This is a genomic window from Geopseudomonas sagittaria, from assembly GCF_900115715.1.
Lineage (GTDB): Bacteria > Pseudomonadota > Gammaproteobacteria > Pseudomonadales > Pseudomonadaceae > Geopseudomonas > Geopseudomonas sagittaria.
This window is the reverse complement of the sequence record NZ_FOXM01000007.1, coordinates 163,656-187,818: the sequence shown is the minus strand read 5'-3', so window position 1 is coordinate 187,818 and position 24,163 is coordinate 163,656. Positions and strand designations below refer to the sequence as shown.

Here is a 24,163-nt window from a genome sequence, read left to right as displayed (position 1 = left end):
ACCCTCAGCAGACCACCGGCTCGATCTCCAGTTCGACAGCGAAGCGTCTGCGGATATCCACCTGGATCCGCTCAGCCAGCGCCAGCAGCTGTGCGCCAGTGGCCGCGCCGTAATTGACCAGCACCAGTGCCTGCAGCGCATGCACGCCGGCATCGCCGTCGCGATAGCCCTTCCAGCCGGCCTGCTCGATCAGCCAGCCGGCCGCCAGCTTGACCTGCCCGGCGCCGGCCGGATAGCCGACCAGCCCCGGCCACTGGGCGCGCAGCTGGGCGGCCTGAGCCTCGCTGACCAGCGGATTCTTGAAGAAGCTACCGGCATTGCCCAGCACCTGCGGATCGGGCAGCTTTTCCGCGCGAATCGCACAGATCGCCCGACTGACGTCCAGCGCCGTCGGCGTGGTGATGCCCTGCTCCTGCAGGCGCTGACGCACCGGACCGTAATCCAGATGCAGCGCGCCGTCGCGACTCAGGGCGAAGCGCACCCTGAGGATCAACCAGCGCCCGCTCTCGCGCTTGAAGCGACTGTAGCGATAGGCAAACTCGCACTCGTCGACCCCGAACTCGCGCAGCTCGCCGGTCGAGCGATCCAGCGCCACCAGACTGTGCAGCACGTCCTTGAGTTCGACGCCGTAGGCACCGATGTTCTGCATCGGCGCCGCACCGACTGTGCCGGGAATCAGGCTGAGGTTCTCCAGCCCGGCCAGCCCCTGCTCCAGGGTCCACTGCACGAAAGGATGCCAGGGCTCGCCGGCCTCGGCCTCGACCAGCACCTGAACGCCCTGCTCGCCCAGCAGGCTCCGGCCGCGGCTGACCATGCGCAGGACAAAGGCGTCCAGGTCGGCGGTCAGCAGCAGGTTGCTGCCGCCACCGAGCACCAACAGCTCGCTACCGCGCTGCCGGGCCGCCTCCAGGGCCTCGCGCACCTCTCCATCGCTGGCTGCCTCGGCATACCAGCGCGCCGCCACCGCCACGCCGAAGGTGTTGTAACGTTGCAGCGACTGCCGCTCATGCACACTCAGGCTCACAGGACCTCCCGGATCGCTTCGATCGCGGCTGCGCGACAGAGACTGCCGGGACCAATCAACGACAGGCGCATGCTCAGGCTCCCAACAGCTGACGCACACGCTGCAGGTCTTCCGGCGTGTCGACCCCGGCCGGCGGCGCCTCGAGAGCGTCGGCGACATGGATGCGCACGCCATGCCAGAGCGCGCGCAGCTGCTCGAGGCACTCGGTGTCTTCCAGCCAGCACGGGCCCCAGGCGACGAAGTCGTGGAGGAAACCGGCGCGGTAGGCGTAGATGCCGATATGGCGGCGAAACGGCACGCCTTGCGGCAGCTGCTCGCGGCCGGCGGCGAAGGCGTCGCGCGCCCAGGGCAGCGGCGCACGACTGAAGGTCAGCGCCAGACCGCGGGCATCGGCGACCAGCTTGACCACGTTGGGATTGAACAGCTGGGCCGCGTCATGCAACGGCTCGCCCAGGGTGGCGATGCCCGCCTCGGGATGGGCCGCCAGGTTGGCGGCCACCTGGTCGATGATCGCCGGCGGAATCAGCGGCTCATCGCCCTGGACGTTAACCACGATGGCGTCGCTGGCCAGGCCCAGCTGGCTGGCCACCTCGGCCAGCCGGTCGGTGCCGGAATTGTGGTCGGCGCGGGTCAGCAGCACCTCGGCACCGAAAGCCTGGCAGGCCTCGACGATGCGCGCATCGTCGGTGGCCACCACCACGCGACTGGCCGCACTCTTGCTGGCCTGCTCCCAGACGTGCTGGATCATCGGCTTGCCGGCGATGTCCTGCAGCGGCTTGCCGGGCAGACGGGTGGAGGCGTAACGGGCGGGAATGACGACGACGAAGTCCATGCTCATTTGTCGAGACGCTCGTCGACGGTGAGGGTGCGCGCCTCGCCTTCCAGCATCACCGGGATGCCGTCGCGCACCGGAAAGGCCAGGGCGTCGGCCTTGCAGATCAGCTCAGACTTGTCGTCGCTGAGCTTGAGGGGGCCCTTGCACAGCGGGCAGGCGAGAATATCGAGAAGTTTCGGGTCCATGGTCCAGTCCTGGGGTGACACATCAGGGGGACCGCCGGCGTCAGCGTGGCAGCAGGCGCTCGAGCTGGGCGTCGAACCAGGCCACGAAGGCCGGTGACGGCAGACCATCGACCGCCAGATACCACCAGTCATCGGCGGCAAATGCCCGGCATTTCACCGCATCCTTCTCGGTCATCAGCAACGGCAGGGCCGGACTGAAGCGCAGATCCTCGCGGCTGTAGCTCGCGTGGTCGGCAAAGGCATGCGGAACCGGGCGCCAGTGTAGCGCCTCGAGGGTCGTGAAGAAACGCTGCGGATTGCCGATACCGGCCACCGCGTGCACCGCCTGGCCCGCAGGCAGACTGTCGAGCGGGCGGCGCTCGCCGCTGGCCAGGTTGACCAGGGCGCTGGGGCGCAGGTTGAAGGCAAAGCCGGCCTCGCCGTCGCCGGCAGCCCCATTGAGCAGGCAGGCGTCCACTTCGCCCAGGCGCTCCAGCGGCTCGCGCAGCGGACCGGCCGGCAGGCAGCGGCGATTGCCGAGGCCGCGGGCGGCATCGATCAGCACCAGCTCGAGATCGCGGGCCAGCCGATAGTGCTGCAGGCCGTCGTCGCTGAGGATCAGGTCCAGCGGCTCCTGCTCGAGCAGCGCCTGCACCGCGCGTGGGCGATCGGGGTCGATCATCAGCGCCACCCCGCTGCGCTCGACGATCATCAGCGGCTCGTCGCCGGCCTCGCCGGCCGCCTGCCCGGCGCGCACCCGCCAGGGCAGACAGGGCGGCGTGGCGCCGTAGCCGCGACTGACCACGCCGACGCGCAGCCCGCGGGCGCGGCAGTGTTCGATCAGCCAGAGAATCATCGGCGTCTTGCCGGTACCGCCGACGGTGATGTTGCCGACCACGATCACCGGCACCGGCGCACGCCAGGCCGGCTTGCGGCCACTGAGGAAGTCGGCGCGCCGGCGGCGCTGCACCCGCCGGTACAGCGCCTCCAGCGGACGCAGCAGGACCAGGGCCGGATGGCCTTGATACCAGGCCACCGTCAGACGCTCGGCGATACTCATCAGGGCTGGGCCGGCTGCGCTTCGACCGTGGTGATGCGCAGACGGGAAAAGCCCAACTTGCCGGCCGCGTCCATCGCCGTGATCACCGCCTGGTGCGGAGTACGCGCATCGGCGCTGATCACCAGAGGTAGGCTGCTGTCGCCCGCCGACTCCTTCTGCAGCGCACTGCTCAGGGTCGCCAGGTCGCTCTTGACCAGGCTCTGGCCGTTGAGCGAATAGCTGCCGTCGGCAGCGATCATGACTTCCAGCTGCTTGAGCTGGGCTTCCTCCACCGGCGTCGCGCTGTCGGCTTCCGGCAGGTCGATCTTCAGCTGGGTCTCGCGGGTGAAGGTGGTGGTCACCACGAAGAACAGCAGCAGGATGAACACCACGTCGATCAGCGGCGCCAGGCCGATCTCGACGTTCTCCCGTGGTTTGCGCCGCAATTTCACCGCTTGCCGCCCTCGCCCAGATCGACGTCACGGTCGCCCTGCACCACTTCCACCAGGCGGATGGCCTCCTGTTCCATGCCCACCACCAGCTCGTCGACGCGACGCTGCAGGTAGCGATGGAAGAACAGGGCCGGAATGCCGACGAACAGGCCGGCCGCGGTGGTGATCAGGGCCTTGGAAATGCCGCCGGCGAGCACCGGCGCATTGGCCATGCCGCTGCCCATGAAGCCGCTGAAGATCTCGATCATGCCCAGCACGGTACCGAGCAGGCCGAGCAGCGGTGCGATGGCGGCGATAGTGCCCAGGGCGTTGAGGTAGCGTTCCAGCTCATGGATGACCCGGGCGGCCGCCTCCTCGATGCATTCCTTCATCACCTCGCGACCATGCTTGGAGTTGGCCAGGCCGGCGGCCAGCACCTCGCCCAGCGGCGATGAGGCGCGCAGCTCCTTGAGCTTCTGGCCGTCCAGCTGCTTGTCCTGAATCCAGCGCCAGACCTGGCCGAGCAGATTGGCCGGCGTGATCCGTGCCGGACGCAGAGTCCACAGGCGCTCGGCACTGATGCCGATAGCGGCGATAGAACAGAGAATGATCGGCAGCATCATCCAGCCGCCGGCTTTGACCAGTTCCCACACAGTTGCCAACCCCCTCGAAAAAGTGGCGCCACTCTAGCACAGCGTCGCCACCCTGCCGCCCGCCGCCGTTCTCATTTTTCCCGCCAGAAGCGCGATTCACCGCGCTCGCCGGCAAGCGCTCCATGACGTCCGAGCCGAATGCGCAGCGCGCCCTCGCCAGCGGTGTCGTGCAGACGGGCACCCGCCGCCCGATAACGCGCTACCACCGACGGATGGGGGTGGCCGAACGAATTGAGCCAACCACGGGAAAACAGCACGGCCCTTGGCGCCACCGCGGCAACGAAGGCGGCCGAGGAGGAGCTGCGACTGCCGTGATGAGCCGCCAGCAGCCAGTCGGCGTGCAGATCCCGCCCACTGTCCAGCAGATGTCGCTCACCGGCGACGCCGATGTCGCCGGTCAGCAGCAGGCGCTCGCCCTGTGCCTCGACCAACAGCACGCAGGAGGCATCGTTGGCATTGGTCGCCGTACTCCAGACCCAGGTGGTGAATTGCACGCCATCCCATTGCCAGCGCTCGCCATCGCGGCAGGCCTCGGCGGGCCGGGACAGCTGCAGAGCCGGCGCCTCGCCACTGAGCAAGCGTGTCACCGGCAATCCGGCCAGCAGCGCCGCCGCTCCGCCGGCGTGATCCTGATCGGCGTGGCTGAGCAGCAGCAGATCCAGCTGTCGCACGCCGAGACCGCGCAGGGTCGGCAGCACCACCTTTTCGCCACTGTCGAAACTGCGACTGGCCGGCCCCGCGTCGTACAACGCCTCATGCCTGCGCGTGCGCACCAGCACCGCCAGACCCTGGCCGACATCCAGCAGGTGCACCTCGGCCTGCCCGTCAGGCACCGCCACCACTGGCGGCCACAGCAGCGGCAGTAGCATCAGTGCGCCGAACAGGCGCACCGGCACGCCCACCGGCGACAGCGCCAGCAACACCCCCAGCATGCCGAGCAATACCGCCCACCCCGGGGCTGCCGTCAACTGCAGGGCCGGCGCCAGCTCGGCCAGCCAGGCCAGCAGGGCAAACAGCAGCTCCAGCTGTATGCCGGCGAGCCACAACAGACTGCCGCCCACCCCGGGCAGCGACAGCAGCAGGGTGCCGAGCAACGCCAGCGGCACCACCGCAATACCGACCCAGGGCACGGCCAGCAGGTTGGCCAGCGGGCCACTGGTGCTGACCGGCAATCCCAATGCCAACAACAGCGGCAACAACCCCAGCGCCATCGCCCACTGCGCGCGCAGCAACACCTGCCAGGCGGCCGGAGGTCCCAGCCTTCCGCTGAAACACCAGGCCAGCAGCGCCACCGCGGCGAACGACAGCCAGAAGCCCGGCTGCAGGCTGGCCAGCGGCTCGGCCAGCAGCAGCAGAGTCAACGCCACCAGCAGCGGCAACCACACGCCCAGATGGCGAAAGCGCCAGCGCCACAACAGCAACACGGCGAGCATGGCGCAGGCCCGCTGCACCGGCACCTCGAAACCGGCCAGCAGCCCGTAGCCCAGCGCGCCGAGCATGGCCAGCCCGCAGGCGAACGACAGCCAGGGCCACTGGCGCGGCCACCAGCCGAGACGGAACAGTCCGAGCACCAGCGCATAGAGCAGTCCGCCGAGCAGCGCCACATGCTGCCCGGAGATCACCAGCAGATGGACGGTGCCGGTGGCCTGCAGGATCTGCCAGTCGGCGTCGCTCAGCCCCGAGCCGTCACCCAGCACCAGCGCCGCCAGGGTGCCCTCGCGGCCGCGCGCCTCCACCGCCAGCAGGCGGCGGCGCAGACTGTCGCGCCAGCCCGACGGTCCGTCGACGGCGTGCAGCCGCTCGCCGGCCTTGACCGTACCGGTGGCGCCGATACGCCGCGCGGTGAGCCAGGCCTCGTAATCGAAGGCATGCGGATTGACCAGGCCACGCGGACGCTTGAGGCGCACGGCCAGGCGCCAGACCTCGCCGGCGGCCAGTGGTGGCGCGCCGTACCAGGACAGCCGCAGGCGCTGCGGCAACGCCGTGCGACGCGACTCGGCCGCCTCCAGATAGAAGCGCACGACCCCCGCATCCGCCTCCGGCAGGCCCGTGACCCGGCCCTGGAGCCATAGGGTCTGGCCGTCCAGCTCGCTCGGCAGCCGGTCGTCCAGCGCCCACTGCGCCGAGGTGCAGGCCCAGGCCAGACCGAGCAGGAACAATCCGAACGGATGGAAGCGCGACACCAGCAGGGCCGCGCCCAACACCGTCAGCATGAGCAGAGCGCCACTGCCCGGCAACACCGGCAGGAAACGCAGGCACAGCAGCCCGCTACAGAGAGCGATCATTCCCAATCGCATGATGTTCATCCTTGAACAGGCCGGCAGGCGGCGCTGGTGAAACCCTGTTACAGAATGACCGACAAGCCGTCCGGAAATTTGTTCCGGCAGATCCATCGGCAACCGATTCTGTGCATAATACGGGCGCTTAATCTCCGCCGAGTACCCCAATGCCGCGCCGTATTTTCAAGCGATACATGCCTGACCCGGAGCGCATCAGGGGCAACAAGTCCCTGCGCTTTCTCGGCCACCTGATCCATGACGCCAACCTCTGGCACCTCAATCGCCACTCGGTGGCCCGGGCCATGGCCATCGGCCTGTTCTGGGCGATGATCCCGATGCCGATGCAGATGCTCGCCGCCGCTTCTCTGGCGATCCCCCTGCGCGCCAATCTGCCGATCTCCATCGGCCTGGTCTGGCTGACCAATCCGATCACCATGCCTCCGGTGTTCTACTGCACCTACAAGCTGGGCGCGTGGCTGATGCAGCTGCCGCCGATCACCCTGCCCGAGCACCTGAGCATGGAGTGGATCACCGCCGAACTCGGTGCACTCTGGCAACCGCTGCTGCTCGGCTCGTTCGTGTGCGCCGTGGTCTTCGCCATCCTCGGCTACAGCCTGACCATGCTCTACTGGCGCTGGTGGGTGCGGCGCAGCTGGCAGAAGCGCCAGCTTCTGCGCCGCCAGCAATAGCCCCTGGAGCCGCCCCGCGCCCGGCGAACAGGGTGCGCCGCACGAAGGCGGCGCATCCTTTACTCTTCCGCGACCACCAGCCGTCCGCCTTCCAGGCGCAGGATGCGATCCATCTGCCGCGCCAGGGCAATGTCGTGGGTCACCACCAGGAAGGCGGTGTGCAGCGAGGTGCTCAGCTCCTGCATCAGCTCCTGGATGCCCTTCGCGGTGTGCTGATCGAGGTTGCCGGTCGGCTCGTCGAGCAGCACCAGCGCCGGTCGATTGACCAGCGCACGGGCAATCGCCACCCGCTGGCGTTCACCGCCGGACAGCTCCGCCGGCTTGTGGCCCAGGCGATGACCGAGGCCGACCCGCTCCAGCAACGCACGCGCCTTCTCGCGCGCCTCACCGATCGGCATCCGCCCGATCAGCAGCGGCATGCACACGTTTTCCAGGGCACTGAACTCCGGCAGCAGGTGGTGGAACTGGTAGACGAAGCCCATCGCACGGTTGCGCAACAGGCCGCGGGCCTTCTCGTTGAGCGCCGACAGTTCTTCGCCGGCCAGCCAGACGCTGCCCTCGCTGGGCGTATCCAGGCCGCCGAGCAGGTTGAGCAGCGTGGTCTTGCCCGAGCCCGAGCTGCCGACGATGGCCACCCGCTCGCCGGGCTGCAGGACCAGCTCGACTCCGGCGAGCACCTCCACCGACTGCGGGCCCTCCTCGTAACGCTTGCCGAGGTTGCGGCACTGCAGTACCGCCTTGTCATTACTCATAACGCAGAGCCTCCGCAGGCTGGGTACGCGCCGCGCGCCAGGCCGGGTACAGGGTGGCGAAGAAGCTCATCAGCAGCGCCGCCGAGCAGATCAGCACCACATCCTCGACGCGCAGCTGCGAGGGCAGGTAGTTGATGAAGTACACGTCCGAACTGAGGAACTTCTGCCCGAGCAGATTCTCCAGCGCGGCGACCCAGGCGGTGACGTTGAGTGCGGAAATCACCCCGAGCACGCCACCGATCAGGGTGCCGACCACGCCGATCACCGTGCCCTGGACCATGAACACCAGCATGATCTGCCGAGGCGTCATGCCCAGGGTGCGCAGGATGGCGATATCGGCCTTCTTGTCGGTCACCACCATGACCAGGGTGGAGATGATGTTGAACGCGGCCACCGCGACGATCAGCAGCAGCAACAGGCCGATCATGGTCTTCTCCATCTGGATCGCCTGGAACAGGCTGCCGTGGCTGCGCGTCCAGTCGCGGGCGACGTAATCCTCGCTGCCGAAGCTGCCGGCAATCTCCCAGGCCACCTGCGGCGCCTTGAACAGGTCCTTGAGCTTGAGACGCACGCCCTCCACCTGGTTCTCCTGCCAGCGCGACAGGCGCGCGGCATCGCCGATGTGGATCAGCGCCAGCGAGCTGTCCAGTTCGGCGCCGACCTTGAACACGCCGACCACGGTGAAGCGCTTGAGGCGCGGGAACACTCCTGCCGGGGTCACCGAGGCCTCGGGGAGGATGAAGGTCAGCTTGTCGCCGACATTGACCCGGAAGCGCCGCGCGGTGATCTCGCCGACGACGATGCCGAACTCGCCGCTCTGCAGGTCATCCAGGCGACCCTGAACCATGTGCTGATCGATGATCGAGACGCTCTTCTCCGCCTCCGGCAGCACCGCGTTGACCAGCACCGGCTGCACGCCGCCGCTGTGGGTGAGCATGCCCTGCAGCTGGCTGAACGGCGCCACCGCCACCACCTCGGGATGCTTGGCCACCTGACCGGCCAGCGCCCGCCAGTCGTCGAGCGGCTGGTAGCTGCTGATGGTCGCGTGCGGCACCATGCCGAGGATGCGCGTGCGCAGCTCGCGGTCGAAACCGTTCATCACCGACAGCACCAGGATCATCACCAGCACGCCGAGGGCGAGACCGACCATCGAAGTCAGGGAAATGAACGAAATGAAATGATTGCGACGCTTGGCACGCGTGTAGCGCATGCCGATAAAGACGGATAAGGGTCTGAACATGCTTGGGCTGCTTTGCAGGCGAAAGGAAGACGTCCGTTTGTCACTGCGTGGGCTGCGACTGCTTACAGACCACTGCACTGGCCGGCAGTTCGCCGGACCGGCGGCAGTCTACCGCAACACCGGGCGGCGCGCACCGCCAGCCAGGGCCAGGGCCACGCGGCGGGCTCTCCCCAAAGCCCCTGCGCCGTGATAGAAGACAACCTCAACCCCACGTTCAAGGAGCCGTCGTGCCCCTCATCTACGGCCATCGCGGCGCCCGGGGCGAGTGCCCGGAAAATACCCTCGCCAGCTTCCAGCGCTGTCTCGAGCAGGGCGTGACGCGCTGCGAGCTGGATCTGCACCTGTCCGCCGACGACGAGCTGATGGTGATCCACGACCCCACCCTCAAGCGCACCACCGGCCAGCGCGGCAAGGTCGCCCGCTACAGTGCCGCCGAGCTCGAGCAGCTCGATGCCCGCGCCGCCGGCCCGGCCTGGCCGCAGCCCTGCCCGATTCCGCGCCTGCGCACGCTGTTCGCCCACTGCCCCTTCGAGCACTGGCAACTCGAAGTGAAAAGCGCCTCGCCGTTCCGTGCCGAGCGCATCGTCCAGGCGATTGCCGCGCTGACCGGCGAGTTCGGGCTGGATGGCAAGGTGACCGTCACCAGCAGCTCGCGCAGCGTGCTACGCGCCCTGCAGGAGCTGGCGCCGCAGCTGGCGCGCGGCCTGGTGGCCGAGTACGCCTGGCTCGATCCGCTGAAGGTGGCGCAGCGCTATGAATGCAGCCTGCTGGCGCTGAACTGGACGCTGTGCAGCCCGGAGCGCCTGCGCCGGGCGCAGCAGCAGGGACTGCACGTGTCGGTATGGACGGTCAACGAACCGGCGCTGATGCGCCGGCTCGCCGACCTGGGCGTGGACAGCCTGATCACAGACTTTCCCGGTTTGGCCATCGCCACCCTCGGGAATCGCTGAGCGGCCAGTCTCCGACCGGTTCAGGCCACCGGTCGGAGCCGCTCAAAAAAGCCGGTTGAGGCCGTCGAACGCCGCCACCCGATAGGCTTCGGCCATGGTCGGGTAGTTGAAGGTGGTGTTGATGAAATACTTGATGGTATTCGCCTCACCCTTCTGGTTCATGATCGCCTGGCCGATGTGGACGATCTCCGAAGCCTGGTAGCCGAAGCAGTGCACGCCGAGGATCTGCAGGGTCTCGCGATGGAAGAGGATCTTCAGCATGCCGACCCGCTCGTTGGAGATCTGCGCCCGGGCCATCGATTTGAAGAACGCCTTGCCGACCTCGTAGGGGATCTTCTCCTTGGTCAGCTCCTGCTCGTTCTTGCCGATCGAGCTGATCTCCGGAATGGTGTAGATGCCGGTCGGCACGTCATTGATGAAGTGCCAGCTGTCGTCTTCAACGATGCTGCCGGCGGCCGAGCGGCCCTGGTCGTAGGCGGCGCTGGCCAGGCTCGGCCAGCCGATCACGTCACCGGCGGCGTAGATGTTCGCCACGCTGGTGCGGTAGTGCTGGTCGACGGCGATCTGCCCGCGGCCGTTGGCCTCGATGCCGACGTTCTCCAGGGCCAGCTTGTCGGTGTTGCCGGTGCGGCCGTTGCACCACAGCAGGGCGTCGGCCTTGATCTTCTTGCCCGACTTCAGGTGCAGGACCACGCCGTGATCCTGACCCTCGATGCGCTCGTACTCCTCGTTGTGACGGATCAGCACGTTGTTGTTGCGCAGGTGGTAGCTCAACGCATCGGAAATTTCGTCGTCGAGAAAGCTGAGCAGCTGGTCGCGGTTGTCGATCAGGTCGACCAGCACACCCAGACCACTGAAGATCGACGCATACTCGCAACCGATCACCCCGGCTCCGTAGATGATCATCCGCCGCGGGGTGTGGCTGAGATTGAGGATGGTGTCGCTGTCGTAGATGCGCGGATGGCTGAAGTCCACATCGGCCGGACGGTAGGGGCGCGAGCCGGTGGCCACCACCACCTGCTTGGTCACCAGCTTTTCCACCACGCCGTTGTGGGTCACCACCTCGATGGTGTGCTCGTCGGCGAAACTGGCGGTACCGAAGAACACGTCGACGCGGTTGCGCGCGTAGTAGCCGGTGCGCGAGGCGACCTGCTTGTCGATCACCAGTTCGGCGCTCTTCAGCACATCGGGAAAGGAGAACCAGCGCGGCTCGCCGATCTGGCGGAACATCGGATTGGTGTTGAACTGCAGAATCTGGCGGACCGAATGACGCAGGGCCTTCGAGGGGATGGTGCCCAGGTGCGTGCAGTTGCCACCGACCAGCTTGCGGCTATCCACCACCGCCACCTTGCGCCCGCTCTTGGCGGCGCTCATCGCCGCCCCCTCACCTGCCGGGCCCGAGCCCAGCACCACCACGTCATAGTTGTAGACGGCCATCTGTCACTCCTTAGGGACAAACTGCAACCCGCATCAGGCGGGCCTCACATCCGGCGCCGCATTCATGCCGCGAGCCCCATGGCTCGCGGTCGGCGACCGTAAATAAAAACGGGGCAGTGATGCTCACTGCCCCGTCGGGGTTCAGCTGCGACGGGTCGCGTCGTAGGCCTGCACCGGGGACGGCTTGCCGTCACCCTCGCTGTTGGCTTCCTCGCACTTCTGGGTGTCACCGCCACAGATCGGACACTCGTCCTTCTCGATGCCCAGATTGGCGATGCCACCACAGGAGCCGGCGATCGGCTTGCGCCCCATGATCACCCCGATAGCCATGCCGAATACCACCAGCAACATGAGCGCAAAAGCCAGTAACCAGGTCATGGTCGTTCTCCTTGCGCTGCCATCAGCGCGTCAAAAGCCTTGGTTGCGTGGGTGACGTAGCCTTCACCCGCGCGGGTGACGAAGAACGCCGCGATCCCCTGTCGCTCCGCCCAGATTACGCCCTCCTCCGGCCCCAGCACCATCAGCAGGGTGGACAGGCCGTCGGCCAGCAAGGCCTTGGGATGCAGCACGGTCACCGCTGCCAGGCGGTGGGTAATCGGTGCGCCGCTGCGCGGATCGAGGGTATGCGAGTAGCGCCGACCATTTTCCTCGAAGTAGTTGCGGTAGTCACCCGAGGTCGATACGCCGTAGCCGTCCAGTTCAAGCACCTTCTGTGCCACGCGCTGATCGGTGCGCGGCTCCTCGACGGCGATGCGCCAGGGCGAGCCGTCCGGCTTGCGTCCGCGCCCCTTGAGCTCGCCGGTGGCCTCCACTAGGTAGCTGGCCACGCCCTGCTGCTCCAGCCAGGCGGCGATGCGATCGACCGCGTGGCCGGCGGCGATGCTGTTGAAGTCCACCTGCAGCTTGACGTCCTTGCACAGCTGCTCGCCGTCGATGCGCAGGTGGCGATGACCGACGCGCTCGCGGGCGGCGGCAATCGCCTCGGCACTCGGTACCTGCTCGCCGCGCGACTTGGGTCCGAAGCCCCACAGGTTGAGCAGCGGCTCGATGGTCAGGTCGAAGGCGCCATCGCTCTGCAGCGACAAGCCCTCGCCCAGGCGCACCAGCTCCAGCACATCGCGCGGCATCGCCATGCAGGTACCGGCCGGCGCGCGATTGAACCGCTCGATCAGCGAGTCGTCGCGGTAGGTGGACATCTGGCTGTCGACCTCGGCGAGGATCGCCTCGACGCCGGCCTGCAGGGTGGCGACATCCGCCACCCCGTCGGCACGCACGTACTTCACCGCGTAGGTGCTGCCCATGGTCGGACCGCCGAAGGACTCCAGCGGATCGGAAAACAAACAGCCCGTCAGGGCTGTCGCACAGGCGACAGCGATGACGGGCCGCAGCAGTGCTGCCAGGGACATCGGGGCTAGCCGCCGAAGTCGTCGAGCAGGATGTTTTCGCGCTCCACACCGAGATCCAGCAGCATCTTGATCACCGCAGCGTTCATCATCGGCGGGCCGCACATGTAGAACTCGCAGTCCTCCGGCGCCGGATGGTCCTTCAGGTAGTTCTCGAACAGCACGTTGTGGATGAAGCCCTTGAGGCCGGTCCAGTTGTCCTCGGGCTGCGGATCGGACAGCGCCAGGTGCCACTTGAAGTTCGGGTTCTCCGCCTGCAACTGGTCGTATTCCTCGACGTAGAACGCCTCGCGCATGGAGCGCGCACCGTACCAGAAGCTGATCTTGCGGGTAGACTTCAGGCGCTTGAGCTGGTCGAAGATGTGCGAGCGCATCGGCGCCATGCCGGCACCGCCGCCGATGAACACCATCTCGTTGTCGGTGTCCTTGGCGAAGAACTCGCCGAAGGGTCCGTATACGGTGATCTTGTCGCCCGGCTTGAGGTTGAACACGAACGAGGACATCTTGCCCGGCGGGATCTCGTCCTTGCCCGGCGGCGGCGAGGCGATGCGGATGTTGAACTTCACCAGCCCGCGCTCTTCCGGGTAGTTGGCCATGGAATAGGCGCGAATGGTCGGCTCGTCCACCTTGGACACGTAGCGCCACATGTTGAACTTGTCCCAGTCGCCGCGGTACTCGGGCTGGATGTCGAAGTCCTTGTAGTTGACCACGTGCGGCGGGCACTCCAGCTGCACGTAACCGCCAGCGCGGAAGTCGACGTTCTCGCCTTCCGGCAGCTTGAGGGTCAGCTCCTTGATGAAGGTGGCGACGTTGGGGTTGGACTGCACAGTGCATTCCCACTTCTTCACGCCGAACACTTCTTCGGGGACTTCGATCTTCATGTCCTGCTTGACCGGAGTCTGGCAGGACAGGCGCCAGCCGGCCTTGGCCTCGCGCTTGGTGAAGTGCGACTCCTCGGTCGGCAGCATCTCGCCGCCACCCGACTCGACGACGCACTTGCACTGCGCGCAGGTGCCGCCGCCGCCACAGGCGGAGGACAGGAAGATGTTGTTGTTGGCCAGGGTCTGCAGCAGCTTGCCGCCGGCCGGCACGGTAATGGTCTTCTCGCCGTTGATCTCGATGGTCACGTCGCCGCTGGACACCAGCTTGGCGCGTGCCGCGAGGATGATCACCACCAGTGCGAGCACGATGGCGGTGAACATCCCGATGGCGAGGAAAATCTCGAAATTGATCATCTGTTCATCCCTTCCTTAGAGCTGCACACCGGAGAAGGACATGAAGCCCAGCGACATCAGTCCGATGGTGATGAAGGTGATACCCAGCCCCTGCAGACCGGCGGGAACGTCGCTGTACTTGAGCTTCTCGCGCACACCGGCGAGCACGGCAATCGCCAGCGCCCAGGAGAAGCCCGAGCCCAGACCGTAGACCACGCTCTCGGAGAGGTTGTAGTCGCGCTCGACCATGAACAGGGTGCCGCCCATGATGGCGCAGTTCACCGTGATCAGCGGCAGGAACACGCCCAGCGCGTTGTAGAGCGAGGGCACGTACTTGTCGAGGAGCATCTCGAGGATCTGCACGATGGCGGCGATCACACCGATGTAGCTGAGCAGGCCGAGGAAGCTGAGGTCCACCTCCGGCAGGCCGGCCCAGGCCAGCGCGCCGTCCTTGAGCAGGTAGGTGTAGATCAGGTTGTTGGCCGGCACGGTGATGGCCTGCACCACGGTAACCGCGATACCCAGACCGATCGCCGTTTCCACTTTCTTGGAAATGGCGATGAAGGTGCACATGCCGAGGAAGAAGGCCAGCGCCATGTTCTCCACGAACACGGCCTTCACGAACAGGCTGATGTAGTGTTCCATCAGTAGGCCTCCTTGCTCTGGACTTGCGAAGCCATCTTGAAGCTCGGCGCCTCGACCTGGACGGTCTTCCAGGTACGCAGCCCCCAGATGATCAGGCCGATCAGGAAGAACGCCGAGGGCGGCAGCAGCAGCATGCCGTTGGGCAGGTACCAGCCACCGTCATTGACCACCGGGAGGATCTCGAAGCCCAGCAGCTTGCCGGCGCCGAACAGCTCGCGAACGATGCCGAGCACGATCAGCATGGCGCTGTAGCCCAGACCGTTGCCAATGCCGTCGAAGAACGACAGCACCGGCGGGTTCTGCATGGCGAAGGCCTCGGCGCGGCCCATCACGATGCAGTTGGTGATGATCAGGCCGACGAATACCGACAGCTGCTTGGACAGACTGTAGGCGAACGCCTTGAGCACCTGGTCAACCAGGATCACCAGGGACGCGATGATCACCATCTGCACGATCATGCGGATCGAGCTGGGGATCTGGCTGCGGATCAGCGAGATGAACAGGTTGGAGAAGCCGGTCACCAGGGTCAGGGCGATCGACATCACCAGCGCGGTCTTCAGGTTAGAGGTCACCGCCAGCGCCGAGCAGATGCCGAGGATCTGCAGGCCGATGGGGTTGTTGTTGAAGACCGGATTAAGCAGGACTTCCTTGATTGTCGGTTGGGACATGATCAAGCCTCCCCAGCGCGCAGATTAGCAATGAAGGAGCCGAAGCCGCCCTGGCCCAGCCAGAACTTCAGCAGGTTGTCGACGCCCTTGCTGGTCAGGGTCGCACCGGCCAGGCCGTCGACCTGATGAGTTGCCTGCGCACTCTGCGGATCGACACTGCCCTTGATGATCGCGATGACCGGCTCGCCCTGCTCGTTGAACAGGGTCTTGCCCGGCCACAGCGCCTTCCACTTCGGGTTGTCCACCTCGCCGCCCAGACCGGGAGTCTCGGCGTGCTGGTAGAAGCCGAAGCCGGCCACGGTATTGAGGTCGCCCTTGACCGCCATGAAGCCGTGCAGGGTCGACCACAGGCCGTAGCCGCGCACCGGCAGGATCAGGGTTTCCATCTGGCCGTCGGCGCTTTCCACCAGATAGACGGTGGTGAAGCGCTCGCGACGCTTGATCGAGGCGATGTCGTCGGCGCCCGGCAGGGCGTCGGACAGCTTGGGATCCTTGGACGCCTTGAGCGGATCGAAGGTCGCGGCATTCAGCTCGTCGGTGAACTTGCCGGTCTGCAGATCGACCACGCGCGCACGGATGCGGCTGGCGAACAGCTCCTTGATCTGCTTGGCGGACATCTCGGCCTCACCGAGGCCGGCGATGGCCAGGATGCTGCGCTGCTTGTCCAGCTGACGATTCTCGACCTGGGTCGGCTTCAGCGCCACGGCGGCGCCGGCGACGAACACCGAGCACACCAGGCAGACCACCAGCGCCACCATCAGGGTGCGGGCAGTCGACTCTTTTTGACTAGACATTGCGTGCCAGCCTCCGCTTGATATTGGCCTGAACGACGAAGTGGTCGATCAGCGGTGCAAACAGGTTGGCGAACAGGATCGCCAGCATCATGCCTTCCGGGAATGCCGGGTTGACCACACGGATCAGCACCACCATCAGGCCGATGAGGGCGCCGAACAGCCACTTGCCGGTATTGGTCATCGACGCCGAAACCGGGTCGGTGGCCATGAACAGCATGGCGAAGGCGAAACCGCCGACCACCAGATGCCAGTGCCAGGGCATGGCGAACATCGGATTGGTATCCGAGCCGATGACGTTGAACAGCGTGCTGGTGGCCACCATGCCGATCATCACGCCGGCGACGATGCGCCAGGAGGCGATCTTGGTCAGCAGCAGCACGGCGCCACCGATGAAGATGGCCAGGGTGCTGGTTTCGCCGACCGAGCCGTGAATGGTGCCGATGAAGGCGTCCATCCAGGTGATGCCCTGGCCGACGATGGCTTCCACCCCGCCGGCGGCGCCCAGGCTCAGGCTGGTGGCGCCGACATAGCCGTCCACCGCGGTCCACACGCCGTCACCCGACAGTTGCGCCGGGTAGGCGAAGAACAGAAAGGCCCGACCGGCCAGCGCCGGGTTGAGGAAGTTCTTGCCGGTACCGCCGAACACTTCCTTGGCGATCACCACGCCGAAGCTGATGCCCAGGGCGACCTGCCACAGCGGGATGCTCGGCGGCAGGATCAGGGCGAACAGCACGGAGGTGACGAAGAAGCCTTCGTTGACCTCGTGACGACGGATGGAAGCGAACAGCACCTCCCAGAAACCGCCGACGATGAAGGTCACCAGGTAGATCGGCAGGAAGTACGCCGCGCCCTGGATGAAGCAGTCCCACAGGCTGTTCGGATCGAAACCGGCCAGCGCGCCGATCAGGCTGAAGCGCCAGCCATCCTGCGCCGCCAGCAGCTCGGGGCTCTGGGCGAAGATCAGGTTGGCCTGGTAGCCGACGTTCCACATGCCGAAGAACATCGCCGGGAAGGTGCACAGCCACACGGTGATCATCATGCGCTTGAGGTCGATGCCGTCACGCACGTGGGCCGTGGTCTTGGTCACGCTGCCGGGGCGATAGAAGAAGGTGTCCACTGCTTCATACAGGGCGTACCACTTCTCGTATTTGCCGCCTTTTTCGAAGTTGTGCTCGATCTTGTCGAGATATTCGCGCACGCCCATGTTCAGCCCTCCTTTTCGATGCGGGTGAGGTTGTCCCGCAGGATCGGGCCGTACTCATACTTGCCGGCGCAGACATAGCTGCACAGCGCCAGGTCTTCCTCGTCCAGCTCGAGACAGCCAAGCTTCTGCGCCATCTCGGTATCGCCGACGATCAGCGAACGCAGCAGCTGGGTGGCCAGGATATCCAGCGGCATCACCTCTTCGTAGTTGCCCACCGGCACCATGGCGCGCGGACTGCCGTTGGTGGTGGTGGTGAAGGGGAACAGCTTGCCGCCCATCAGCTTGGAGACGAACACGTTGAGCACCGAGTGCTTGTTCACCCCGGCACGCAGGTAGTGCAGCATCTCGCGGTCGTTGCCTTCGCGCAGGCAGGACACCTGCAGGTGGTAGCGACCGAGATAGGCACAGGCACCGCGCGCGCTACGCCCGCCGAACACCGAGCCAGAAATCAGGCGGTTGTGACCGGTCGCGAGCTCGCCGGCGGTCAGTTCCTGCAGGCTGGCGCCCAGACGGGTACGCAGCAGGCGCGGCTTGTCGACCACCGGACCGGCCAGGGCGACCACACGCTCGGTCCACAGCTGACCGCTGGTGAACAGCTTGCCGACGGCGATGACGTCCTGATAGTTGATGGTCCACACGCTCTTGGTCGCGCTGACCGGATCGAGGTGATGGATGTGGGTGCCGACCAGACCTGCCGGATGCGGGCCGGCGAAGGCTTCGCTGGTCACTCCGGCCAGGTTCTCGCCGGGCAGGCTGACGCCCTCGGCCTTGCACAGGAACACCTTGGCCAGACGACCGAGCACCTTGAGGCCGTTCTCGAAGTCAGCCGCATGTTCGGCGATGATCACCGCCGGATCGGCGGCCAGCGGATGGGTGTCGATGGCGCTGACGAAGATCGAGCTGGGCGTGGCGTCGACCGCGGGCACCTTGCTGAACGGCCGGGTGCGCAATGCCGTCCACAGACCGGAGTTCAGCAGGTTCTCGCGCACCTGAGCGCTTTCCAGCGCGGCCAGCTGGCCAGCCGAATAGCTCGCGAAGGTGAACTGCTCGTCGCCTTCGAGGTCAATGACCACGGACTGCAGGACACGCTGCTCGCCACGATGAATGGCGCTCACCACGCCGGCAGCCGGCGCCGTGTAGTTCACCCCTGGGGTCTTCTTGTCGGAAAACAGGACCTGGCCGAGCTTCACTCGATCACCGACCTGCACCTGCATCGTGGGCTTCATCCCGTGATAATCGAAGCCAACGAGCGCTACGCTGCGCACGGGCCGGGCGGCCTCGATGCGCTGCGCGGGTGCGCCGGTGATAGGCAGATCCAGACCACGTTTGACTTTAATCATACGTATCGCCTAATCACTGTTACGAAAAGGTTCAGGCTCGCCTCACCTGCCTGGCCGGAAAGTGCGGCAATATGCCCCATCCTTTGGCAACTCCAGACGATTGCGAACCCGCGAAAAATTATCCGGACGATTATAAGGAGCTGCTTTCACACTGGCCACCTAACCGTTTGATTATTTCGGCCTTTGCAACACTTGGCGACACTTGCGCCCTTGACCCGCCCTGCTCTGGAAAAATCCATCACCACCACGCGCAAGCAGCGCAGACGACTGCGCAGCGCACTCCCCCGCTGCCGGGATTGACACCCCGGAAATGCAAAACGGGAGCCGAAGCTCCCGTTTTGTTCTCTCACAGCCCTGCGCGAATCAGCGCGGGAAGGCCGGCGGGTTGACCCCGGCCACGTCTTCCAGCACACGCACCACCTGGCAGCTGTAGCCGAACTCGTTGTCGTACCACACGTACAGCACGACGCGGTTGTCGTTGCAGATGGTGGCTTCGGCATCCACCACACCGGCGTGACGGGAACCGACGAAGTCGGTGGACACCACTTCCGGCGAGTTGGTGAAGTCGATCTGCTTGTGCAGCTCGGAGTGCAGCGCCATGTGGCGCAGATACTCGTTGATCTCGTCGCGGCTGGTGGCCTTTTCCAGACTCAGGTTGAGAATGGCCATGGACACGTTCGGCGTCGGTACGCGAATGGCGTTGCCGGTCAGCTTGCCCTTCAGCACCGGCAGGGCCTTGGCGGCTGCGGTGGCGGCACCGGTCTCGGTGATCACCATGTTCAGCGCAGCGCTGCGACCACGACGGTTGCCCTTGTGGAAGTTGTCGATCAGGTTCTGGTCGTTGGTGTAGGAGTGCACGGTCTCCACGTGGCCGTGGACGATGCCGAACTTGTCGTAGACCGCCTTGAGCACCGGCACGATGGCGTTGGTGGTGCAGGACGCCGCGGAGAGGATCTTGTCCTCGTCGGTGATCAGGCCGTGGTTGATGCCGTGAACGATGTTCTTGATCTCGCCCTTGCCCGGCGCGGTCAGCAGCACGCGGGCCACGCCCGGGCACTTGAGGTGCTGTCCGAGGCCTTCTGCATCGCGCCACTTGCCGGTGTTGTCAACAACGATGGCGTCCTTGATGCCGTAGGCGGTGTAGTCCACGGTGGTCGGATCGTTGGAGTAGATCACCTGAATCAGGTTGCCGTTGGCGAGGATGGTGTTGTTCTCCTCGTCAATGGTGATGGTGCCGTTGAAGGAGCCGTGCACAGAGTCGCGGCGCAGCAGGCTGGCACGCTTGACCAGATCGTTCTCGGCGCCCTTGCGCACGACGATGGCGCGCAGGCGCAGGCCGTCGCCGCCACCGGTCTTCTCGATCATGATGCGCGCCAGCAGGCGGCCGATGCGACCGAAACCGTACAGCACCACGTCGGTGCCCTGATGACCGTTGCTGCCCTGCTTGCCAACCACCGCGGCCAGCTCTTCACGGACGAACTGCTCGGCGCTGCGCCCGTTGCCTTCGTGCTTGAACTTGACGGCCATACGACCGAGATCGACGGAAGCAGCACCCAGCTCCAGCTGGCTCATCGCCTGCAGGATCGGGAAGGTGTCGTGGACCGACAGCTCGGCATCGTCGATCTGGCGGGCGAAGCGATGCGCCTTGAGGATGCCGATTACCGAACGATTGATCAGGCCGCGACCGTAGATCGAGGTCACCACTTTATTGTTGCGATAAAGCTGGCCGATCAGCGGAATCATGGCCTCAGCGAGGGCCTCGCGGTCAATCCACTCACCAAGGCACTGGTCGGTCTTCTGGTTCACGGGCGCTACCTTCCACATGTAGGAGATGACAAAAAGGGCTACATTATGACGGCCCCGGCGCTTTCGGGCAACGTGCCCCGGCGAGCGCTGACAGCTGGCGCACCCGCCCGCTACAATCGGGCCTTTGTCGCCATCCAGAGTCGCCCGTGACCGTACTGCGTCTTCCGAGCCTGCCGGCCGCTTCCGGCAAACAACACTGGGGCAATCTGTCCGGCGCCGCCCAGGGCCTGGCGATCGCCGAGGCCGCCGGCGCCGCGCAGCGCTTCACCCTGCTGTTGACCGCCGACAGCCAGAGCGCCGAGCGCCTGCAGGAGGAGCTGCGCTTCTTCGCCCCCGACCTGCCGGTGCTGCACTTCCCCGACTGGGAAACCCTGCCCTACGACGTGTTCTCGCCGCACCAGGACATCATCTCCCAGCGCATCGCCAGCCTCTACCGCTTGCCCGAACTCAAGCACGGCGTGCTGGTGGTGCCGATCGCCACCGCCCTGCACCGCCTGCCGCCGCCGACCTTCCTGCTCGGCTCCAGCCTGGTGCTGGATGTCGGCCAGCGCCTCAACGTCGATACCACCCGCGCACGCCTGGAGGCCGCCGGCTACCGCTGCGTGGACACCGTCTACGAGCACGGCGAGTTCGCCGTGCGCGGCGCGCTGCTCGACCTCTACCCGATGGGCAGCCCGCTGCCGTATCGCATCGACCTGTTCGACGACGAGATCGAGACCCTGCGCACCTTCGACCCCGAGACCCAGCGCTCGGTCGACAAGGTCGACTCGGTACGCCTGCTGCCGGCCCGCGAATTCCCGATGCAGAAGGAGGCGGTGGCCAGCTTCCGCGCGCGCTTTCGCGAGCGTTTCGACGTCGACTACCGGCGCTGCCCGCTGTACCAGGACCTGTCCAGCGGCCTGGCGCCGGCCGGCATCGAGTACTACCTGCCGCTGTTCTTCGAGCAGACCGCCACCCTGTTCGACTACCTGCCCGGCGACACCCAGGTATTCTCCCTGCCCGGCATCGAGCAGGCCGCCGAGCAGTTCTGGGGCGACGTGCGCAACCGCTACGAGGAGCGCCGCGTCGACCCCGAGCGCCCGCTGCTGCCGCCCGCCGAGCTGTTCCTGCCGGTGGAGGACTGCTTCGCCCGCCTGAAAAGCTGGCCGCGGGTGATCGCCGACCAGCAGGAGGTGTCGACCGGCGTCGGCCGCGAGCGCTTCGCCGCCCGCGTCCTGCCCGACCTGGCGATCCAGGCCAAGGCCGGCGAGCCGCTGGCCGCACTGCGCCGCTTCCTCGAGGAATACCCGGGGCGCGTGCTGTTCTGCGCCGAGTCCGCCGGCCGCCGCGAAGCGCTGCTGGAACTGCTCGCCCGCCTCAAGCTCAAGCCGCGCGAAGTCGACGGCTGGCCCGGCTTCGTCGCCGCCAGCGAGCGCCTGGCGATCACCATCGCGCCGCTCGACGAGGGCCTGCTGCTCGACGAACTGGCACTGATCCCAGAAAGCCCGCTGTTCGGCCACCGGGTCATGCAGCGCCGCCGCCGCGACAAGGGCCGCGACGCCGGCGACAACGTGATCAAGAACCTCACCGAGCTGCGCGAAGGCGCGCCGGTGGTGCACATCGACCACGGCGTCGGCCGCTACCACGGCCTGGTTACCCTGGAGGTCGAGGGCCAGGCCGCCGAATTCCTCATGCTCGAATACGCCGAGGAAGCCAAGCTCTACGTGCCGGTGGCCAGCCTGCACCTGATCGCCCGCTACACCGGTGCCGACGACGCCCAGGCGCCGCTGCACCGCCTGGGTTCGGAAACCTGGCAGAAGGCCAAGCGCAAGGCCGCCGAGCAGGTGCGCGACGTCGCCGCCGAATTGCTCGACGTCTACGCCCGCCGCGCCGCCCGCGAGGGTTACGCCTTCAGCGACCCGCAGCTCGACTACGAAACCTTCAGCGCCGGTTTCCCCTTCGAGGAGACCCCCGACCAGCAGGCGGCCATCGACGCGGTGCGCGCCGACATGCTCGCCGCCAAGCCGATGGACCGCCTAGTGTGCGGCGACGTCGGCTTCGGCAAGACCGAGGTGGCCATGCGCGCCGCCTTCATCGCCGTGCACAGCGGCAAGCAGGTGGCGGTGCTGGTGCCCACCACCCTGCTCGCCCAGCAGCACTACAACAGCTTCCGCGACCGCTTCGCCGACTGGCCGGTCAAGGTCGAGGTGATGAGCCGCTTCAAGTCGGCCAAGGAAGTGCGCGAGGCCGAGCTGCTGCTCGCCGAAGGCAAGGTCGACATCGTCATCGGCACCCACAAGCTGCTGCAGGAGGACGTGAAGTTCCGCGATCTGGGCCTGGTGATCATCGACGAGGAGCACCGCTTCGGCGTGCGCCAGAAGGAGCAGCTCAAGGCCCTGCGCAGCGAGGTGGACATCCTCACCCTGACCGCCACGCCAATCCCGCGCACCCTGAACATGGCGGTGTCGGGCATGCGCGACCTGTCGATCATCGCCACCCCGCCGGCGCGCCGGCTGTCGGTGCGCACCTTCGTCATGGAACAGCAGAACACCGTGATCAAGGAGGCCCTGCTGCGCGAGCTGCTGCGCGGCGGCCAGGTCTACTACCTGCACAACGACGTGAAGACCATCGAGAAGTGCGCCGCCGAGCTGGCCGAACTGGTGCCCGAGGCACGCATCGGCATCGGCCACGGGCAGATGCGCGAGCGCGAGCTGGAACAGGTGATGGGCGACTTCTACCACAAGCGCTTCAACGTGCTGGTGGCCTCGACCATCATCGAGACCGGCATCGACGTGCCCAGTGCCAACACCATCATCATCGAGCGCGCCGACAAGTTCGGTCTGGCCCAGCTGCACCAGCTGCGCGGCCGGGTCGGCCGCAGCCACCACCAGGCCTACGCCTACCTGCTCACCCCGGCGCGCAAGCAGATGACCGACGACGCGCAGAAGCGCCTGGAGGCCATCGCCAATGCCCAGGACCTGGGCGCCGGCTTCGTGCTGGCCACCCACGACCTGGAGATCCGCGGCGCCGGCGAGCTGCTCGGCGAAGGCCAGAGCGGGCAGATCCAGGCGGTCGGCTTCACCCTCTACATGGAAATGCTCGAGCGCGCGGTCAAGGCGATCCGCAAGGGCGAACAGCCCAACCTCGAGCAGCCGCTGGGCGGCGGCCCGGAGATCAACCTGCGCCTACCGGCGCTGATCCCCGAGGACTACCTGCCGGATGTGCATGCCCGCCTGATCCTCTACAAGCGCATCGCCTCAGCCGAGGACGAGCGCGCGCTCAACGAGCTGCAGGTGGAGATGATCGACCGCTTCGGCCTGCTGCCGGAGCCGGCGAAGAACCTGATGCGCCTGACCCTGCTCAAGCTGCAGGCCGAGCAGCTGGGGATCAAGAAGGTCGACGCCGGCCCGCAGGGTGGGCGCATCGAATTCACCGCGCACACCCCGGTCGAGCCGCTGACCCTGATCAAGCTGATCCAGAGCCAGCCCAGTCGCTACAAGTTCGAAGGCGCCACCGTGTTCAAGTTCCAGGTACCGATGGAACGCCCGGAACAGCGCTTCAATACCCTGGAGGCGCTGTTCGAGCGCCTGACCCCGCCCTCCGCCTGAAGGAAAACC

Annotated in this window: 22 protein-coding genes; 3 read left to right on the top strand and 19 right to left on the bottom strand. The window is 66.3% G+C overall.

The window, feature by feature from the left end:
- Positions 1–4: 4 nt before the first annotated feature.
- The 7 genes from murB to BM297_RS10935 all read right to left on the bottom strand — a co-directional run bounded on the left by murB (position 5) and on the right by BM297_RS10935 (position 6,443).
- Positions 5–1,024 (bottom strand): UDP-N-acetylmuramate dehydrogenase, encoded by a 1,020-nt coding sequence (murB, locus tag BM297_RS10965; protein WP_092431279.1) that lies wholly within the window; start codon positions 1,022–1,024, stop codon positions 5–7.
- 73 nt (positions 1,025–1,097) lie between these two features.
- Complete coding sequence (gene kdsB / locus BM297_RS10960) at positions 1,098–1,862, bottom strand: 3-deoxy-manno-octulosonate cytidylyltransferase (protein WP_092431277.1); 765 nt, start codon at positions 1,860–1,862, stop codon at positions 1,098–1,100.
- Positions 1,859–2,044: a Trm112 family protein gene (locus tag BM297_RS10955; protein WP_090307829.1), complete on the bottom strand. Its 186-nt coding sequence runs from the start codon at positions 2,042–2,044 to the stop codon at positions 1,859–1,861. Before BM297_RS10955 ends, kdsB begins: the two co-directional genes overlap by 4 nt.
- 40 nt (positions 2,045–2,084) lie before the next feature.
- The gene (gene lpxK, locus BM297_RS10950) at positions 2,085–3,083 is read right to left on the bottom strand and encodes a tetraacyldisaccharide 4'-kinase (RefSeq protein ID WP_092431276.1); all 999 of its coding nucleotides are present in this window, start codon (positions 3,081–3,083) and stop codon (positions 2,085–2,087) included.
- Positions 3,083–3,514 (bottom strand): ExbD/TolR family protein, encoded by a 432-nt coding sequence (locus BM297_RS10945; protein WP_092431274.1) that lies wholly within the window; start codon positions 3,512–3,514, stop codon positions 3,083–3,085. Before BM297_RS10945 ends, lpxK begins: the two co-directional genes overlap by 1 nt.
- On the bottom strand, positions 3,511–4,146 hold the full coding sequence (locus BM297_RS10940) for a MotA/TolQ/ExbB proton channel family protein (protein ID WP_090307822.1): 636 nt from the start codon (positions 4,144–4,146) through the stop codon (positions 3,511–3,513). Before BM297_RS10940 ends, BM297_RS10945 begins: the two co-directional genes overlap by 4 nt.
- A 71-nt stretch (positions 4,147–4,217) precedes the next feature.
- Positions 4,218–6,443: a DNA internalization-related competence protein ComEC/Rec2 gene (locus BM297_RS10935; RefSeq protein WP_175526638.1), complete on the bottom strand. Its 2,226-nt coding sequence runs from the start codon at positions 6,441–6,443 to the stop codon at positions 4,218–4,220.
- A 149-nt stretch (positions 6,444–6,592) separates the two neighbouring features.
- Here BM297_RS10935 and BM297_RS10930 point away from each other — a divergent pair, with 149 nt between their 5' ends.
- Positions 6,593–7,114 (top strand): DUF2062 domain-containing protein, encoded by a 522-nt coding sequence (locus tag BM297_RS10930; RefSeq protein ID WP_092431269.1) that lies wholly within the window; start codon positions 6,593–6,595, stop codon positions 7,112–7,114.
- A gap of 59 nt (positions 7,115–7,173) precedes the next feature.
- Here the strand turns inward: BM297_RS10930 and lolD are convergent, their stop codons facing one another.
- Positions 7,174–7,866 (bottom strand): lipoprotein-releasing ABC transporter ATP-binding protein LolD, encoded by a 693-nt coding sequence (lolD, locus tag BM297_RS10925; RefSeq protein ID WP_092431265.1) that lies wholly within the window; start codon positions 7,864–7,866, stop codon positions 7,174–7,176.
- Positions 7,859–9,106, bottom strand: a complete 1,248-nt coding sequence (locus BM297_RS10920; RefSeq protein WP_092431263.1) for a lipoprotein-releasing ABC transporter permease subunit — start codon at positions 9,104–9,106, stop codon at positions 7,859–7,861. Before BM297_RS10920 ends, lolD begins: the two co-directional genes overlap by 8 nt.
- A 227-nt stretch (positions 9,107–9,333) precedes the next feature.
- Here BM297_RS10920 and BM297_RS10915 point away from each other — a divergent pair, with 227 nt between their 5' ends.
- The gene (locus tag BM297_RS10915) at positions 9,334–10,056 is read left to right on the top strand and encodes a glycerophosphodiester phosphodiesterase (RefSeq protein ID WP_092431258.1); all 723 of its coding nucleotides are present in this window, start codon (positions 9,334–9,336) and stop codon (positions 10,054–10,056) included.
- A 42-nt stretch (positions 10,057–10,098) separates the two neighbouring features.
- Here BM297_RS10915 and sthA read toward each other — a convergent pair whose 3' ends face one another.
- From sthA to BM297_RS10865, 10 genes are all read right to left on the bottom strand, one after another.
- On the bottom strand, positions 10,099–11,493 hold the full coding sequence (gene sthA, locus BM297_RS10910; RefSeq protein WP_092431253.1) for a Si-specific NAD(P)(+) transhydrogenase: 1,395 nt from the start codon (positions 11,491–11,493) through the stop codon (positions 10,099–10,101).
- Between the two features lie 141 nt (positions 11,494–11,634).
- Entirely contained in the window at positions 11,635–11,871 is a 237-nt protein-coding gene (nqrM, locus tag BM297_RS10905; protein WP_092431248.1) for a (Na+)-NQR maturation NqrM, read from the bottom strand.
- Positions 11,868–12,899: an FAD:protein FMN transferase gene (locus tag BM297_RS10900; RefSeq protein ID WP_092431246.1), complete on the bottom strand. Its 1,032-nt coding sequence runs from the start codon at positions 12,897–12,899 to the stop codon at positions 11,868–11,870. The genes nqrM and BM297_RS10900 overlap by 4 nt, the downstream gene beginning before the upstream one ends.
- A 5-nt stretch (positions 12,900–12,904) precedes the next feature.
- Positions 12,905–14,131, bottom strand: a complete 1,227-nt coding sequence (gene nqrF, locus BM297_RS10895) for an NADH:ubiquinone reductase (Na(+)-transporting) subunit F (RefSeq protein WP_092431244.1) — start codon at positions 14,129–14,131, stop codon at positions 12,905–12,907.
- 15 nt (positions 14,132–14,146) lie between these two features.
- Positions 14,147–14,755, bottom strand: a complete 609-nt coding sequence (gene nqrE / locus BM297_RS10890; RefSeq protein WP_092431239.1) for an NADH:ubiquinone reductase (Na(+)-transporting) subunit E — start codon at positions 14,753–14,755, stop codon at positions 14,147–14,149.
- Positions 14,755–15,429, bottom strand: coding sequence for an NADH:ubiquinone reductase (Na(+)-transporting) subunit D (locus BM297_RS10885; RefSeq protein ID WP_175526637.1), 675 nt, complete (start codon positions 15,427–15,429; stop codon positions 14,755–14,757). Before BM297_RS10885 ends, nqrE begins: the two co-directional genes overlap by 1 nt.
- Positions 15,426–16,217 (bottom strand): Na(+)-translocating NADH-quinone reductase subunit C, encoded by a 792-nt coding sequence (locus tag BM297_RS10880; protein WP_092431229.1) that lies wholly within the window; start codon positions 16,215–16,217, stop codon positions 15,426–15,428. The genes BM297_RS10885 and BM297_RS10880 overlap by 4 nt, the downstream gene beginning before the upstream one ends.
- Positions 16,210–17,421 carry an NADH:ubiquinone reductase (Na(+)-transporting) subunit B gene (locus tag BM297_RS10875; RefSeq protein WP_092431224.1) on the bottom strand — a complete coding sequence of 404 codons (1,212 nt, stop codon included), beginning with the start codon at positions 17,419–17,421 and terminating at the stop codon, positions 16,210–16,212. The genes BM297_RS10880 and BM297_RS10875 overlap by 8 nt, the downstream gene beginning before the upstream one ends.
- A gap of 2 nt (positions 17,422–17,423) precedes the next feature.
- Positions 17,424–18,761 carry a Na(+)-translocating NADH-quinone reductase subunit A gene (locus BM297_RS10870; protein WP_092431219.1) on the bottom strand — a complete coding sequence of 446 codons (1,338 nt, stop codon included), beginning with the start codon at positions 18,759–18,761 and terminating at the stop codon, positions 17,424–17,426.
- Between the two features lie 363 nt (positions 18,762–19,124).
- Entirely contained in the window at positions 19,125–20,585 is a 1,461-nt protein-coding gene (locus BM297_RS10865; RefSeq protein WP_092431215.1) for a glyceraldehyde-3-phosphate dehydrogenase, read from the bottom strand.
- Between the two features lie 128 nt (positions 20,586–20,713).
- Here BM297_RS10865 and mfd point away from each other — a divergent pair, with 128 nt between their 5' ends.
- The gene (mfd, locus tag BM297_RS10860) at positions 20,714–24,154 is read left to right on the top strand and encodes a transcription-repair coupling factor (RefSeq protein WP_092431213.1); all 3,441 of its coding nucleotides are present in this window, start codon (positions 20,714–20,716) and stop codon (positions 24,152–24,154) included.
- Positions 24,155–24,163: the final 9 nt, after the last annotated feature.

Excerpts from the sequence above, each read along its gene's own strand:
- kdsB (WP_092431277.1), bottom strand. The coding sequence starts at position 1,862 with ATGAGCATGGACTTCGTCGTCGTCATTCCCGCCCGTTACGCCTCCACC.
- BM297_RS10955 (WP_090307829.1), bottom strand. The coding sequence starts at position 2,044 with ATGGACCCGAAACTTCTCGATATTCTCGCCTGCCCGCTGTGCAAGGGC.
- lpxK (WP_092431276.1), bottom strand. The coding sequence starts at position 3,083 with ATGAGTATCGCCGAGCGTCTGACGGTGGCCTGGTATCAAGGCCATCCG.
- BM297_RS10935 (WP_175526638.1), bottom strand. The coding sequence starts at position 6,443 with ATGCGATTGGGAATGATCGCTCTCTGTAGCGGGCTGCTGTGCCTGCGT.
- BM297_RS10930 (WP_092431269.1), top strand. The coding sequence starts at position 6,593 with ATGCCGCGCCGTATTTTCAAGCGATACATGCCTGACCCGGAGCGCATC.
- lolD (WP_092431265.1), bottom strand. The coding sequence starts at position 7,866 with ATGAGTAATGACAAGGCGGTACTGCAGTGCCGCAACCTCGGCAAGCGT.
- BM297_RS10920 (WP_092431263.1), bottom strand. The coding sequence starts at position 9,106 with ATGTTCAGACCCTTATCCGTCTTTATCGGCATGCGCTACACGCGTGCC.
- sthA (WP_092431253.1), bottom strand. The coding sequence starts at position 11,493 with ATGGCCGTCTACAACTATGACGTGGTGGTGCTGGGCTCGGGCCCGGCA.
- nqrM (WP_092431248.1), bottom strand. The coding sequence starts at position 11,871 with ATGACCTGGTTACTGGCTTTTGCGCTCATGTTGCTGGTGGTATTCGGC.
- BM297_RS10900 (WP_092431246.1), bottom strand. The coding sequence starts at position 12,899 with ATGTCCCTGGCAGCACTGCTGCGGCCCGTCATCGCTGTCGCCTGTGCG.
- nqrF (WP_092431244.1), bottom strand. The coding sequence starts at position 14,131 with ATGATCAATTTCGAGATTTTCCTCGCCATCGGGATGTTCACCGCCATC.
- nqrE (WP_092431239.1), bottom strand. The coding sequence starts at position 14,755 with ATGGAACACTACATCAGCCTGTTCGTGAAGGCCGTGTTCGTGGAGAAC.
- BM297_RS10880 (WP_092431229.1), bottom strand. The coding sequence starts at position 16,217 with ATGTCTAGTCAAAAAGAGTCGACTGCCCGCACCCTGATGGTGGCGCTG.
- BM297_RS10875 (WP_092431224.1), bottom strand. The coding sequence starts at position 17,421 with ATGGGCGTGCGCGAATATCTCGACAAGATCGAGCACAACTTCGAAAAA.
- BM297_RS10870 (WP_092431219.1), bottom strand. The coding sequence starts at position 18,761 with ATGATTAAAGTCAAACGTGGTCTGGATCTGCCTATCACCGGCGCACCC.
- BM297_RS10865 (WP_092431215.1), bottom strand. The coding sequence starts at position 20,585 with ATGTGGAAGGTAGCGCCCGTGAACCAGAAGACCGACCAGTGCCTTGGT.